13 protein-coding genes are annotated in these 13,037 nt (G+C 67.0%); 9 read left to right on the forward strand and 4 right to left on the reverse strand.

Annotated elements, in window-relative coordinates:
• Positions 1–70 precede the first annotated feature (70 nt).
• Positions 71–655 (reverse strand): BPSL1445 family SYLF domain-containing lipoprotein, encoded by a 585-nt coding sequence (locus MBR110_RS15860; RefSeq protein ID WP_011881523.1) that lies wholly within the window; start codon positions 653–655, stop codon positions 71–73.
• Positions 656–707: 52 nt separating this feature from the next.
• Positions 708–1,094 carry a DUF883 family protein gene (locus tag MBR110_RS15865; protein WP_011881524.1) on the reverse strand — a complete coding sequence of 129 codons (387 nt, stop codon included), beginning with the start codon at positions 1,092–1,094 and terminating at the stop codon, positions 708–710.
• A gap of 734 nt (positions 1,095–1,828) precedes the next feature.
• On the opposite strand from MBR110_RS15865, the gene MBR110_RS15870 reads away from it, so the two are divergent.
• Both MBR110_RS15870 and MBR110_RS15875 read left to right on the forward strand, forming a co-directional pair.
• Positions 1,829–2,182 (forward strand): YciI family protein, encoded by a 354-nt coding sequence (locus tag MBR110_RS15870; protein ID WP_011881526.1) that lies wholly within the window; start codon positions 1,829–1,831, stop codon positions 2,180–2,182.
• A gap of 125 nt (positions 2,183–2,307) precedes the next feature.
• A complete protein-coding gene (locus MBR110_RS15875) occupies positions 2,308–2,730 on the forward strand; it encodes a YciI family protein (protein ID WP_059558908.1) in 423 nt (140 codons plus the stop codon).
• Positions 2,731–2,737: 7 nt separating this feature from the next.
• On the opposite strand, the gene MBR110_RS15880 is transcribed toward MBR110_RS15875, so the two are convergent.
• The gene (locus MBR110_RS15880; protein ID WP_181709412.1) at positions 2,738–2,968 is read right to left on the reverse strand and encodes a hypothetical protein; all 231 of its coding nucleotides are present in this window, start codon (positions 2,966–2,968) and stop codon (positions 2,738–2,740) included.
• Positions 2,969–3,016: 48 nt separating this feature from the next.
• Between MBR110_RS15880 and MBR110_RS15885 the strand changes: the two genes are divergently transcribed.
• The 3 genes from MBR110_RS15885 (at position 3,017) to MBR110_RS15895 (ending at position 6,406) form a co-directional block, all read left to right on the forward strand.
• Positions 3,017–4,273: an RNA polymerase sigma factor gene (locus MBR110_RS15885; RefSeq protein ID WP_034194964.1), complete on the forward strand. Its 1,257-nt coding sequence runs from the start codon at positions 3,017–3,019 to the stop codon at positions 4,271–4,273.
• 438 nt (positions 4,274–4,711) lie between these two features.
• Complete coding sequence (locus MBR110_RS15890) at positions 4,712–5,137, forward strand: hypothetical protein (protein WP_146125844.1); 426 nt, start codon at positions 4,712–4,714, stop codon at positions 5,135–5,137.
• 315 nt (positions 5,138–5,452) lie between these two features.
• Entirely contained in the window at positions 5,453–6,406 is a 954-nt protein-coding gene (locus MBR110_RS15895; protein ID WP_045578194.1) for a transposase, read from the forward strand.
• Positions 6,407–6,533: 127 nt separating this feature from the next.
• On the opposite strand, the gene MBR110_RS15900 is transcribed toward MBR110_RS15895, so the two are convergent.
• A complete protein-coding gene (locus tag MBR110_RS15900; RefSeq protein WP_011881532.1) occupies positions 6,534–8,066 on the reverse strand; it encodes a mannose-1-phosphate guanylyltransferase/mannose-6-phosphate isomerase in 1,533 nt (510 codons plus the stop codon).
• Positions 8,067–8,493: 427 nt separating this feature from the next.
• Between MBR110_RS15900 and MBR110_RS15905 the strand changes: the two genes are divergently transcribed.
• From MBR110_RS15905 to MBR110_RS15920, 4 genes are all read left to right on the forward strand, one after another.
• A complete protein-coding gene (locus MBR110_RS15905) occupies positions 8,494–9,867 on the forward strand; it encodes an undecaprenyl-phosphate glucose phosphotransferase (protein WP_011881533.1) in 1,374 nt (457 codons plus the stop codon).
• Positions 9,868–9,933: 66 nt separating this feature from the next.
• Positions 9,934–11,349 (forward strand): UDP-glucose dehydrogenase family protein, encoded by a 1,416-nt coding sequence (locus tag MBR110_RS15910; RefSeq protein ID WP_011881534.1) that lies wholly within the window; start codon positions 9,934–9,936, stop codon positions 11,347–11,349.
• 37 nt (positions 11,350–11,386) lie between these two features.
• Positions 11,387–11,830 carry a low molecular weight protein-tyrosine-phosphatase gene (locus tag MBR110_RS15915; protein ID WP_011881535.1) on the forward strand — a complete coding sequence of 148 codons (444 nt, stop codon included), beginning with the start codon at positions 11,387–11,389 and terminating at the stop codon, positions 11,828–11,830.
• The gene (locus tag MBR110_RS15920) at positions 11,824–13,002 is read left to right on the forward strand and encodes a polysaccharide biosynthesis/export family protein (RefSeq protein ID WP_059462387.1); all 1,179 of its coding nucleotides are present in this window, start codon (positions 11,824–11,826) and stop codon (positions 13,000–13,002) included. Before MBR110_RS15915 ends, MBR110_RS15920 begins: the two co-directional genes overlap by 7 nt.
• Positions 13,003–13,037 lie beyond the last annotated feature (35 nt).

Raw genomic sequence — 13,037 nt, forward strand, 5'->3', positions numbered from 1 at the left:
CACACGAAAACGCCGCGGCACGGGCCGCGGCGTTGCTGGGCAGCGGGCGCGGCGGCGCCGCGCCGGAGCGTCAGATGTGGAGCCTGGTGATCTTGGTGCCGTTCACCGACAGGTCGCCCATCAGGCCGGCGTTCGTCAGTACCAGCACCTCGACCGGGGCGGTGGCCGTATTGGTGTCGACCGCGCCGTTCGCACCGACCTTCACGACCGCAACCGACGCATCGGCGCCGGCCGACCAGCCTTCCGACTTGCGGAACGTGTCGAGGGCATCCTGCGTCATGAACAGGAACACGATCGCCTTCGACTGCGCGCCGGCCTGCAGCCCGACCGACAGCGACGACGTGTTGTAGTAGCCGACGGTGCTGCCGCCGACGCGCAGCGCGCCGTTGCCGGACTGGCCGCCGACGATGAAGCCGGCCTGCAGCACGTTCGGGAACACCAGCACGCCGCGCGCCTTCGACACGAGATCGCGGGAGCCGGGCACCGTCGAATAGAGGCGCGACAGCGTCGCATTCACGCTCGCGTCGATCGACTCGCGTTTCGACGCGCTGGCCGAGGCGTTGTCGGGTCGGTCGGGGGTGGTCGTGCAACCGGCAAGGGCGATGCTGCCGAGCATCACGGCGGCGGCGGCTTTCAGTGCGAGGGACTTCTGCATGGCGATTCTCCTTCGTTGTCGGGTTGAGGACGAGCGGGACGAGCGGCCCGGTTCAGCGGCGGGCAAGGAGCAGGCCTACGACGAATGCGAGGCCGCCGACGATGCCGGCCGTCTGCCACGGGTTGTCGTGGACGACCTGCGCCATGCGTTCGGCCGATTCGCGCAACCGGACGGCTGCGTTGCCCGACGCGTAGTCGAGCGTGCTGCGCGCTTCGTCGAGCCGCGCCTGGACGCGCTTGCGCAGCGCAGCGATATCGCCGTCGCCGTCGTTCTTCAGCAGATCTTCGAGTTCGTCGACGAGGCTGCGCAGGTCGTCGGTGACGTCCTCGTGCAGGTCGCGAGCAGCCGAACGGGTGCTGCGTCCGACGCGCCGGCCGGTGCGTCGGAGCTCGGACAGCCCGCGGTCGAGCTTGTGTTCGATCGAGTCGGTGAGCGCCATGGTGTTTATCCTCCTTCGATTTGATTTACACGCCACTTTGAAGATAAGACGAAACCCAGCATCCAATGAGATTCATATCGTCCGCCTGAGTTTCGATACAAATTTTCAATTCGTCGGCGCGCTTCCCTGAGCGCCTTGCGCCACGCGGGCGGGACGGCGGTTAAAAAATGTCGCGATCGGTCGCGGCGGCGTAGCGGACGTGGGCGATGAAGCAAGCGTCCGGTAAATATGGCCCGCCGCGATGGACCCGGTAAATAGTGCCGTTGCACGCATGGTGCTGATGCAATTGCACTAATCGACGCTGATGCGTGCAGCAGGTTGCGTGCCTGCTGTTGGGGGGGGCCCGCTATGCCACGGCCCGTGGCGCGTAACGCGTGGTCGCGCGCTGCCGTTCGGTGTGCAGGCGTGCGTAACGCGTCGCTCGTTGCGTGCCGGTTTTGTAATCCGGGCAAGGCCGGCGATGCAACGGCAGAATGCGCGCGCGGAGAGCGGGCTGGCCGGTGGGGCGTCGCACGGGCGGCGTGTCGAGTAGTGCGCATCACGTCGATCCGTTTGCCGCAGCAAAATCCGGACGCCAGCCACGCCGGTTGAAGGCAAAATCGCTTGCAGCGTGAGAAATCACCATTGGAGCCGCGCCGGTCGCCGCGCGCGGCAGCGGCTGCTACGCTTTGCATCCGCCGCGTCATTCCGGCCCGCGCGTTCAATACTGCGTACGGCCGCCACGGGAGAGCACGATGTCCTACATGCTGTTGATAGTCGAACCGACCGACCAGCGTGCCGAACGCACGCTCGAGGAAGGGCAGGCGCTATACGCGCGGATGGTGGAGTTCGCCGGCACGCTGCAAGCGCGCGGCGTGTTGCGCGGCGTCGAGTCGCTCGAGCGTTCCGAGCGCGCGACGCGTGTGCAGGTGCGCGACGGCGACACGCGCCTGATCGACGGCCCGTTCGCCGAGGCGAAGGAAATGATCGGCGGCTTCTTCCTCGTCGACGTCGACACGCGCGACGAAGCGATCGAGATCGCGCGCCAGTGCCCGGCCGCCCAATGGTGCACGGTCGAGGTACGCGCGGTAGGCCCGTGCTTCCTGTGACGAGCGCCGCGTCGGTATTTACCCTGATTCGGCGTGCAACACGTCGATCCGTCCGCGTGCGGCGCGTCGTAGGGTCAAGGCGCCGATGAGCGGCTGCCTTTTCCACCGATGACAAGGAGCGAGCGATGCGATTCATGATCATGATCCGGGCGACCGCCGTGAGCGAGTCTGACGCGTTGCCGGACGACCGGCTGGTCGAGGCGATGACGGTCTATCACGAGGAACTGGCGAAGGCCGGCGTGCTGCTCGATGCGAACGGCCTGCGGCCGAGCGCGAGCGGCTGGCGTGTGCGGTACAGCGGCGGCAAGGGCACGGTGGTCGACGGCCCGTTCGCGGAAACGAAGGAACTGATCGCCGGCTACACGCTGATCCAGGTGCGTTCGCGCGACGAAGCGCTCGAGCGGACGCGGCGGTTTCCGGCGCCGTTCGGTGCGGAAATGGACTGCGAGATCGAGGTGCGTCCGCTGTTCGAACTCGACGACCTGACGCCGAGCGACGCGGTCGAACGGTTCCGCGAGCTGAACGTCGGGCACGGCCGCGGCGTTTGATTCCACGTCATCGGGTGATCGCTATGGACGACATGACCTTCATCGCTTCGTCGGCGGCGCGGGGCGCTGGCGCGGCGGCGTTCGATGGTGCGTTCGGTTGCGTGTCGGGCGCGGGGCGCTTGGCGGCTCCGAAGGCAGTGCTGACCATGAGGACTGCGAGGAGCGTGAGGACAGCGCCGCCCGTAAGGACAGTGCCGACCGCATGGACCGTGAGGACCACGGCGACCACCGCGGCCATCGAGGCCATCGCGCCCCGGCCACCCACCCCCGCCCAGGGGCCCTCGGCGTGACCCGCGAGGCGACCGATCGTGCGATCGAGGCCGTGTGGCGAATCGAGGCGCCGAAGATCATCGCGCGCGCCGCGCGGGTGGTGCGCGACCTCGGCGTGGCCGAGGAACTCGCCCAGGACACGCTCGTCGCGGCGCTCGAGCACTGGCCGGTCGACGGCGTGCCCGACAATCCGGCCGCGTGGCTGATGACCGCCGTGAAGCGCCGTGCGCTCGACCGCGTGCGCCAGGAGTCGCTGCACGCGGCCAAGCGCGATCAGCTCGGTCACGAAATGGACGCGCTCGAAGCGCACGTCGTGCCGGATATCGCCGACGCGCGCGCGGACGACATCGGCGACGACCTGCTGCGACTGATCTTCACGTCGTGCCATCCGGTGCTGTCGGCCGATGCGCGCGTCGCGCTGACCTTGCGGCTGCTCGGCGGGCTGACCACCGGCGAGATCGCGCGCGCGTTCCTGTCGCCGGAGCCGACGATCGCGCAGCGCATCGTGCGTGCGAAGCGCACGCTCGCGGCGGCGCGCGTGCCGTTCGAGGTGCCGGCCGCCGAGGCGCGGCCCGCGCGGCTCGCGTCGGTGCTCGAAGTGCTCTATCTGATCTTCAACGAAGGCCATGCGGCGACCGCCGGCGACGACTGGACGCGCCCCGCGCTGTGCGACGAGGCGTTGCGTCTCGGCCGCGTGCTGGCCGGGCTGATGCCCGATGAAAGCGAGGTGCTCGGGCTGCTCGCGCTGATGGAGTTGCAGGCGTCGCGCATGCACGCGCGCACCGATGCCGACGGGCGGCCCGTGCTGCTGCTCGATCAGGACCGCAGCCGCTGGGATCCGCTGCTGATCCGCCGCGGCCTCGCGGCGCTCGAGCGGGCGACGAAGCTCGGCGGTGTGCGCGGGCCGTATGCGCTGCAGGCCGCGTTGGCGGCCTGCCATGCGCGTGCGCACACCGCAGCGGACACCGACTGGGCGCAGATCGTCGCGCTGTACGACGCACTCGCCGAAGTCGCGCCTTCGCCGGTCGTCGCGCTCAATCGCGCGGTAGCGGTCGGGATGGCGTTCGGACCGGCCGCCGCACTGGAACTCGTCGATGCGCTGCGCGACGACCCGGCGCTCGCACGCTATCACTGGCTGCCGAGCGTACGCGGCGACCTGCTCGCGAAGCTCGGCCGCGCCGACGAGGCGAAGGTCGAATTCCGGCGCGCCGCTGAGTTGACGCGCAATGCGCGTGAAAGGGAATTGCTGCTCGGACGCGCGGCGGATGCATGACTTGCGGTTGCCCCATGTCGTGCACGCGACGCCACCGCGCATCGCTGCGCCCCGCGAGCAACAGCGCGTGACAGGCGAAGCGGCGCGCGACATTCAGACGTTCCATCCGGGCATTCGTACGCAACGTCAACTGCGCTATGCCGCCGCTCGCGCCGTGCGATCCCGTCGGCGTCGCGGCGAAGCGGGCTGCAAGCATGGCGCTGTCGAAGCGCTTGCGCGCGCAACGGCATGGTGCCGCGCGCAGGCCGACGCATGACGCATATGTATATGTATTAGCTGCCGGTGACGTTCCGATCGACGCCGCGATGCGTGCGACGGGACCAGCATCGTGTCGGCCGCTGAACCCTATGCTCTCGCGGTATCGCGACGTTGTGCCGAAGACTGCATTGCGTGGACCCGGCGCGAAGTGATGCCGGCTGCCGTGCGATCGGCGCGCGCATGGCTTCAACCATCTGGCTGCCGACACGCATGTCACTCATGCCCGATACGCGCATGAGCCGTGTGTTCCGCGTCCGTCCCATTCGGCATGAAGCCCCACCCGGTTGCCGGCCCGCCACCGCAATCCGGCCGCTCAATTTGCACACCAGGAAACAACATGCATTGCGCGTCAACCCCGCTTTTCACGACTCGCAGAGAAACAATAAAAAGATTGTGCGCAAAGATAATTCCATTTCGGCCAATTTGAATGATTTACCGATCCGTGAATATCTTGTTACGAATTTCTCCCTGAATTACCGATTTTGGCCGCCACGTGCCGAGTTTGTTACCGCGTCAGGGTCGGAGCACCCGCTGCGCCATACCGGGCGGGCCTGCCGTATCGCCCGCACAGCCCCGCCGGACGGGGCTTCCCAGCACGCTGCATAAGGATCGATCAAAAAAATTCAAGCATAAATGGTTTGCGCATCCTTGGCAGGTTGTTTCAGTACGTAACATTAAGTCATTGTCATATTGAGATAAACCCTGAGGATGGTATGCTTCGTGCACAAAAATTCCCACATTGGAGTGAGACCGTGATTTGTGCGCCATTGCCGGGAATGGCGGCACCGTTGAAGGGCGGTGCCGCGCCGGCATGCACAACATTCGGATAAACATAATGTGCAACCGGGCCGCCGCGTCACGCGATGCGTGACGCGGCGGCGACAATCGCAGCCCCGGCCTGGCTGCGTGGAGAGATCTACTATGTTCTTCGATGAGCTTACCGATGAAGAGTGGTTTCGTCTTTCGACGCTGATTGCCGATGAACCGATCCGGCTGAACCGCCGAGGCCGCCCGCGTGCCGAACCGCGCGTCGTTGCCAACGCGGTCCTGTGGATCCTGACGACGGGCGAGGCATGGTCCAAACTTCCCGGGCGCTATCCGTCCGGGCCGACGTGCCGTCGCCGCTATGAGGAGTGGCTCGCCAACGGCACGCTGCTTCAGATGATCGACGTGCTGACGCAGTTCAGCGGGCGCACGTTCGCCTACGTGCCGCCGCCGCCCGCGCCCGCCGCGCCGGCATCGCGCGCAGAGCCCGTGCAGGACAACGACCGCCTGCGCGGCGTGTTCTGGCAAAACCCCGAATCGTGGCAACTACCGGTTGCGCGCGCAAACGTTTGGGATGGCGAAGGTGCGACGGCGCTGGCCACGATGTCGAGCGACGCCGCCGTCGAATCGGCGCGTGCGTCCGCATCGCCGTTCACCGTGCCGGGCGCACGCCCGGCCGGGCTGCGTCAGGGCCGGCCGTCCTCCGCAAGCTTCGCGTCGGCCGAGCCGCAAGTCGACGAGTATCGCGGCTATACGATCTACGGCAGCGCGCAGCCGGTGCAGAACCTGATGTATCGCGCGTGGGCCGAGATCACGCAGGACGGCCGTCGCGTCGAGCGCTCGGGCCTGATCGGTCCGCGTTTCACCGATGCGGACGAAGCCGAGCAGTACGCGCTCGACTGGGCGCGCCAGTGGATCGATCGCCACGGCGCGAGCGACGAGCCCGTGCACGCACCGCAAGGCGAAGTGCTGGCCGGCCTGTCCGCGCTCGCGCGGGCGGAGTCGGACATCAAGCGCTTCATCGCCGAGCGTCGCGGCGCCGCGCTGGCCGAAGGCCGCAACGATCCCGTGCAGCCCGATCGCCGCGAGTACGCGTATCGCGTGGGTTGATCGCGGTCCTGACCAAAAAGCGGGCGCCGTGTGTCACACGGCGCCCGCTTTTTTTGTGGTCCTCGAGCGCAACGTTGCCTGCCGGGCGCGCCATTGAAGCGAAGCCGCGCGCCCGGCAGGCGTTGCGTCATTGGCGTCCGTAGGTATCGTCGAAGCGGACGATGTCGTCCTCGCCGAGATACGCGCCCGACTGGACTTCGATCAGTTCGAGCGGCATCTTGCCGGGATTCTCGAGCCGGTGCGACACGCCGAGCGGAATGTAGGTCGATTCGTTTTCGGAGAGCAGGAAGGTTTCGTCGCCGCGCGTGATGCGCGCCGTGCCGCGCACGACGATCCAGTGCTCGGCGCGGTGATGGTGCATCTGCAGCGACAGCCGCGCGCCCGGCTTCACGACGATGCGCTTGACCTGAAAGCGCTCGCCCATGTCGACCGAGTCGTAGTGGCCCCACGGCCGATGAACCTTGCGATGGTCGGTCGCTTCCGCGCCGCGTTCGGCCTTGATGCGGCCGACGATCTTCTTCACGTCCTGCACGCGCGATTTGTCCGCGACGAGCACCGCGTCGGGCGTCTCGACGACGACCAGATTCTGCGTGCCGACACAGGCGACCAAGCGGCTCTCCGCATGCGCGAACGTCGAGTCGGCGTTCTCGAACAGCACGTGGCCGCGGCCGACGTTGCCGGCGTCGTCCTTCGGCAGGATTTGCCAGATCGCGTCCCACGAGCCGACGTCCGACCAGCCCGCGTCGAGCGGCACGACCACGCTCTCGCACAGCTGCGGCTGGCTCGCGAGCGGCTCCATCACCGCGTAGTCGATCGAGTTCGACGGCGACGCGGCGAACGCGTCGCGATCGACGCGGAAGAAGTCGCCGTCCTGCTTGCCGTTCGCAACCGCCTGTTCGCAGGCCGCATGGATCTCGGGCTCGAGCCGGCGGATCGCGTCGAGCCACACCGACGCGCGCACGATGAAGATCCCGCTGTTCCACCAGTATTCGCCCGATTCGACGTACTGCCGCGCGAGTTCGAGATGCGGCTTCTCGACGAAGCGGTCGAGGCGGCGCACGTCCAGCCCGCCGGTGGCCGCATCGCCGAGCGGCGCGCCGACGCGGATGTAGCCGTAGCCCGTCTCCGCGCGCGCCGGCACGATCCCCATCGTCGCGATCTTGCCTTGCGCCGCGCAATGCACGCCGGCCGCGACGGCCGCATGAAAGCGCGCGCGATCCGCGACCGCGTGGTCGGCGGGCATCACCGTCATCACCGCATCGCTGCCGTCGGCGACGATGCGCAGCGCGGCGAGCGTCAGCGCCGGCGCCGTATCGCGGCCGAGCGGCTCGAGCATGATCGACGCGCGCTTGCCGGTCACGCGCAATTGCTCGGCGGTCGTGAAGCGATGATCCTCGCCGCACACGATCAGCACGTCGTCGTTGACCGGATGCGACGCGGCCAGACCGTCGAGGCGCAGCGCGGTGGATTGCAGCAGCGAATGATCGCCGAGCAGGCCGATCAGCTGCTTCGGATAGTGCTCGCGCGACATCGGCCACAGGCGCGTGCCGGAACCGCCGGCGAGAATCACCGGCTGCACCGCGACGCGCAGTGCGGCGTCGGTTGCGGCGGAACTGGGGGGCGTATCGGCTGCCACTGCTGCCACGGCCGGAGCATTCATGATGACACTCTCCTCGATTAGAGTCAGTGCCCGTTTGTAGCATGAAGTAAATCGACAATAAAACCGGCGGCATTCTGTAATATTCAGCGCCGACGCTTCCGGGAAATTTTTACAGCCACTCGTCAGACGTAAATAAAAAAATAAAAAAATATTTCGCCGATGCGGCCAGCAGCCGCTTCCCGTAAAGCTCCGGGCCGATCCGTAAAGTTCCATGAAATTCCCCTCGGCAGCGCCGATTCGGGAAAAGCTGCCGAATTAATTCACGAATTGCGCGGCAAGAATTTCCGATTATTTTTCGAAATACTTGTGCGCTTGAGAGTGGATTTTCTTGTCGCTTCAATAGCGTCATGCAACGTTTGAATCGAAAGTGCGGCACGGGTCGTACGAGGAGTGGTTCGGCAAACGCCTGTTCAAAGAGGAAGCTGACATGTTGAGCGTGCTGGCGAGAGTCATCGATATCGCGATGGTCGTGGCAGGAGCGCTGCTCGCCGCCGCGTTGCACGGCGGCAGCATCTGGCTCAACGACCTGCAACGCACGACGGTCCTGTTCGACTGCCTGCTCGTCGTCGTGTTCTTTCCCGCCGCGGGCATCTATCAGTCGTGGCGCGGCAAGCGTCTGGTCGGGCTGATGGTGCGCGTCGCGTTCGCGTGGCTCGTGGTCGAGCTCGCGGGCATCCTGATGAGCTTCAGCTTTCACCAGTCGGGCGAGCTGTCGCGACTGTGGCTCGGCTACTGGGCGCTCGTGACGACCGCGCTGCTCGCCGGCTCGAAGGCCTGCGTGCACGTCGTGCTGCGGCAGCTGCGGCGCGGCGGCTACAACCTGAAGGCGGTCGCGATCGTCGGCGGCACGCCGGCCGCGCGGCGGCTGATCGCGCAGATGCGCGCGCGTCCCGAAGCCGGCTTCAACCCGGTGTGCGTGTACGACGAAAGCGGTGCGCCCGGCGAAGTCGCGCTCGACGACGTGCGCATCGAGCGGCAGTTCGAATCGCTCGTGTGGCTGGTGCGCAGCCGCGCGCTCAGCGAGCTGTGGCTCGCGCTGCCGATCACCGAGGAGCGCCGGATTCATCAGATCGTGACGGTGTTCCGCCACGACTTCGTGAACATCCGCTTCATCCCGGACGTGCGCACGCTGTCGTTCTTCAACCAGGAAGTGGTCGAGCTGCTCGGCGTGCCGGCGATCAACCTCGCGGCGTCGCCGATCACCGACGTGCGGATCCTGCCGAAGTTCGTGTTCGACCGGCTGTTCGCGCTGGCAGCGCTGACGATGCTCGCGCCGCTGATGCTGGCGATCGCCTGCCTGATCAAGCTGACGTCGCGCGGGCCGGTGTTCTTCCGCCAGAAGCGCAAGGGCATCGACGGGCACGAGTTCGAGATCTACAAGTTCCGCTCGATGAAGGTGCATCAGGAGACGGCGGGCCAGGTCACGCAGGCGACCAAGAACGACTCGCGCGTGACGCCGGTCGGTCGCTTCCTGCGCCGCACGAGCCTCGACGAGTTGCCGCAGTTCATCAACGTGCTGAAGGGCGAGATGTCGGTCGTCGGCCCGCGGCCGCACGCGCTCGCGCACGACGACATCTACAAGGATCTGGTGAAGGGCTACATGTTCCGCTACCGGATCAAGCCGGGCATCACCGGCTGGGCGCAGATCAACGGCTATCGCGGCGAGACCGACCAGATCGAGAAGATGATGGGCCGCGTGAAGCTCGATCTGTACTACATGCAGAACTGGTCGTTCTGGCTCGACATCAAGATCGTCGTGCTGACGCTCTGGAAAGGCTTCACGGGCAGCAACGCTTACTGACGCCGGGTCCCGCGCAACACCCGGTTCCACGCATTTCGAATCATTGGTCAAGAGGTCCGACACATCATGAATCTGACTATCATCGGCAGCGGTTACGTAGGTCTTGTCACCGGCGCCTGTCTCGCCGACATCGGGCACGACGTGTTCTGCCTCGACGTCGATCAGGCGAAGATCGACATCCTGAACGCCGGCGGCGTGCCGATCCACGAGCCGGGCCTCAAGGAAGTGATCGCGCGCAACCGCTCGGCCGGCCGCCTGCGCTTCTCGACCGACATCGAGGCCGCGGTCGCGCACGGCGACGTGCAGTTCATCGCGGTCGGCACGCCGCCCGACGAGGACGGCTCGGCCGACCTCCAGTACGTGCTCGCGGCGGCGCGCAACATCGGCCGCTACATGAAGGGCTTCAAGGTGATCGTCGACAAGTCGACGGTGCCGGTCGGCACCGCCGAGCGCGTGCGCGCGGCCGTCGCCGACGAGCTCGCGAAGCGCGGCGAGGACGGCCAGATGTTCTCGGTCGTGTCGAACCCGGAATTCCTGAAGGAAGGCGCGGCCGTGGACGACTTCACGCGACCCGACCGCATCGTGATCGGCTGCGACGACGACGTGCCGGGCGAGCGCGCGCGCGAGCTGATGAAGAAGCTCTACGCGCCGTTCAACCGCAATCACGAACGCACGCTGTACATGGACGTGCGCTCGGCCGAGTTCACGAAATATGCGGCGAACGCGATGCTCGCGACGCGCATCTCGTTCATGAACGAGCTCGCCAACCTGGCCGACCGCTTCGGCGCCGACATCGAAGCCGTGCGCCGCGGGATCGGCTCCGATCCGCGCATCGGCTATCACTTCCTGTATGCGGGCTGCGGCTACGGCGGCTCGTGCTTCCCGAAGGACGTCGAGGCGCTGATCCGCACGGCCGACGAGCACGGCCAGTCGCTGCAGATCCTGAAGGCCGTGTCGTCGGTGAACGCGACGCAAAAGCGCGTGCTCGCGGAGAAGATCGTCGCGCGCTTCGGCGAGGATCTCAGCGGCCGCACGTTCGCGCTCTGGGGCCTCGCATTCAAGCCGAACACCGACGACATGCGCGAGGCGCCGAGCCGCGAGCTGATCGCCGAGCTGCTGTCGCGCGGCGCGCGCATCGCGGCGTACGACCCGGTCGCGCAGCAGGAGGCGCGCCGCGTGCTGGCGCTCGATCTCGCGGATCACCCGAGCTGGCTCGAGCGCCTGACGTTCGTCGACGACGAGGCGCAGGCCGCGCGCGACGCCGATGCGCTCGTGATCGTCACCGAATGGAAGGCGTTCAAGAGCCCCGATTTCGTCACGCTCGGCCGGCTGTGGAAGTCGCCGGTGATCTTCGACGGCCGCAACCTGTACGAGCCGGAGACGATGAGCGAGCAGGGCATCGAATACCACCCGATCGGCCGCCCCGGTTCGCGTCAGGCCGTGGCCGCGCGTGCGCCGGCCGCCGCGCGCGCGAGCGCGTAACGCACGCGCCGCTACCCGTCACCCGAAGCGACACGCCATGTTCCGGAACATCCTGATCGTCTGTCACGCGAACGTCTGCCGCAGCCCGGCGGCCGAGATGCTGTTCAAGTCGCATGCCGCGTCGCGCGGCGGCCCGCGCCCGACGTTCCATTCCGCGGGCGTGCGTGCGAACGACGGCGACGGCATCGATCCGGTGATGCGGCGCCTGCTCGCCGAGCGCGGCGTCGATGCCACGACGCATCGTTCGCGGCGGCTGTCGCGCCGGATCGTGCGCGACGCCGACCTGATTCTCGTCAGCGAGCGCGGGCAGATCGCGGCCGTCGAGGCCGTCGATCCGTTCGCGCGCGGCAAGGTCCACCTGCTGGGCAAGTGGGAGGACGCCGAGATTGCCGATCCGCATGGCGGCCCCGAGGCCGACTATCGCGAGAGCTACTCATTGATCGAACGTCTGGTTCAAGGATGGCTGCAAAAACTATGCTGAAACGTCCCATGCGCCCGCTGGCGCTCGCCGTCGCGCTGACGACCTTCCTGTCGGCCTGCGCGAGCGCGCCCGGCAACTATCTCGACTCGTCGAACCTGAAGGACGACGGCCGGCAAGGCCAGCCCGAGACCTATCCGGTTCATTACATCGACGCCAAGCTGGTGATGGATCAGTTGCAGAAGCAGCAGATCGAGCATCCGCTGCCGCCGGGCCGTTACACCGATCCGTCGCAGTACGTGTATCGCGTCGGCCCGCAGGACATCCTCGGCGTCACGGTGTGGGATCACCCGGAGCTGACGACGCCGCAGGGCCAGTCGTTCTCGAGCGGCGGCAACACCACGCAGTCGGTGGCCGGGGCGTTGCAGCAGCCGTATACGTCGGCGCTGCCGGGCCAGGCCGACCCGTACGGCCAGACCGTCGCCGCGGACGGCACGATCTTCTTCCCGTTCGTCGGCCGGATTCGCGTGGCGGGCAAGACGGTCGCGCAGATCCGCGAGCAGATGGCGTCGAGCCTCGCGCGCTACGTGAAGAATCCGCAGCTCGACGTGCGCGTGCTGTCGTTCCGCAGCCAGAAGGTGCAGGTCACCGGCGAGGTGAAGCAGCCGGGGCCGCTCGCGGTGAGCGATGTGCCGCTCACGCTCGTCGACGCGATCTCGCGCTCGGGCGGCTCGACCGCCGAGGCCGACCTGCAGCGCGTGCGCCTCACGCGCGACGGCAAGCTCTACACGCTCGACGCGAACGGCGTGCTCGATCGCGGCGAAGTGAAGCAGAACGTGATGCTGCAACCGGGCGACATCATCAACGTGCCGGACCGCAGCGACAGCCGCGTGTTCATCATGGGCGAGGTGAAGACGCCGGTCACGGTGCCGATGCTCAAGGGCCGCCTGACCATCGCCGACGCGCTGACGGCCGGCGGCGGCATCCTCGACACCGACGCGAACCCGCGCAAGATCTACGTGATGCGCGGCATGCGCGACAACCCGACGAAGCCGGAAGTGTTCCGTCTCGACATGACGCAGCCGGATGCGCTGATGCTGTCGAGCCGCTTCCCGCTGCAGCCGCTCGACGTCGTGTACGTCAGCACGGCCAGCTCGGTGCAGTTCAACCGTGTGCTGCAGCAGGTGCTGCCGACGATCCAGACGATCTTCTACATGCGGCAAATCACGCGCTGATAGCCCGCCGGGGCGGCGCCTGCCCCCCGGCACCA

Source organism: Burkholderia sp. MBR-1, from assembly GCF_013822785.1.
Classification (GTDB): domain Bacteria; phylum Pseudomonadota; class Gammaproteobacteria; order Burkholderiales; family Burkholderiaceae; genus Burkholderia; species Burkholderia vietnamiensis.

Coding starts and splice junctions, on each gene's coding strand:
- MBR110_RS15890 (WP_146125844.1), top strand. CDS start 4,712: ATGGCTTCAACCATCTGGCTGCCGACACGCATGTCACTCATGCCCGAT.
- MBR110_RS15910 (WP_011881534.1), top strand. CDS start 9,934: ATGAATCTGACTATCATCGGCAGCGGTTACGTAGGTCTTGTCACCGGC.
- MBR110_RS15905 (WP_011881533.1), top strand. CDS start 8,494: ATGTTGAGCGTGCTGGCGAGAGTCATCGATATCGCGATGGTCGTGGCA.
- MBR110_RS15895 (WP_045578194.1), top strand. CDS start 5,453: ATGTTCTTCGATGAGCTTACCGATGAAGAGTGGTTTCGTCTTTCGACG.
- MBR110_RS15915 (WP_011881535.1), top strand. CDS start 11,387: ATGTTCCGGAACATCCTGATCGTCTGTCACGCGAACGTCTGCCGCAGC.
- MBR110_RS15875 (WP_059558908.1), top strand. CDS start 2,308: ATGCGATTCATGATCATGATCCGGGCGACCGCCGTGAGCGAGTCTGAC.
- MBR110_RS15920 (WP_059462387.1), top strand. CDS start 11,824: ATGCTGAAACGTCCCATGCGCCCGCTGGCGCTCGCCGTCGCGCTGACG.
- MBR110_RS15880 (WP_181709412.1), bottom strand. CDS start 2,968: ATGGCCGCGGTGGTCGCCGTGGTCCTCACGGTCCATGCGGTCGGCACT.
- MBR110_RS15865 (WP_011881524.1), bottom strand. CDS start 1,094: ATGGCGCTCACCGACTCGATCGAACACAAGCTCGACCGCGGGCTGTCC.
- MBR110_RS15870 (WP_011881526.1), top strand. CDS start 1,829: ATGTCCTACATGCTGTTGATAGTCGAACCGACCGACCAGCGTGCCGAA.
- MBR110_RS15860 (WP_011881523.1), bottom strand. CDS start 655: ATGCAGAAGTCCCTCGCACTGAAAGCCGCCGCCGCCGTGATGCTCGGC.
- MBR110_RS15900 (WP_011881532.1), bottom strand. CDS start 8,066: ATGAATGCTCCGGCCGTGGCAGCAGTGGCAGCCGATACGCCCCCCAGT.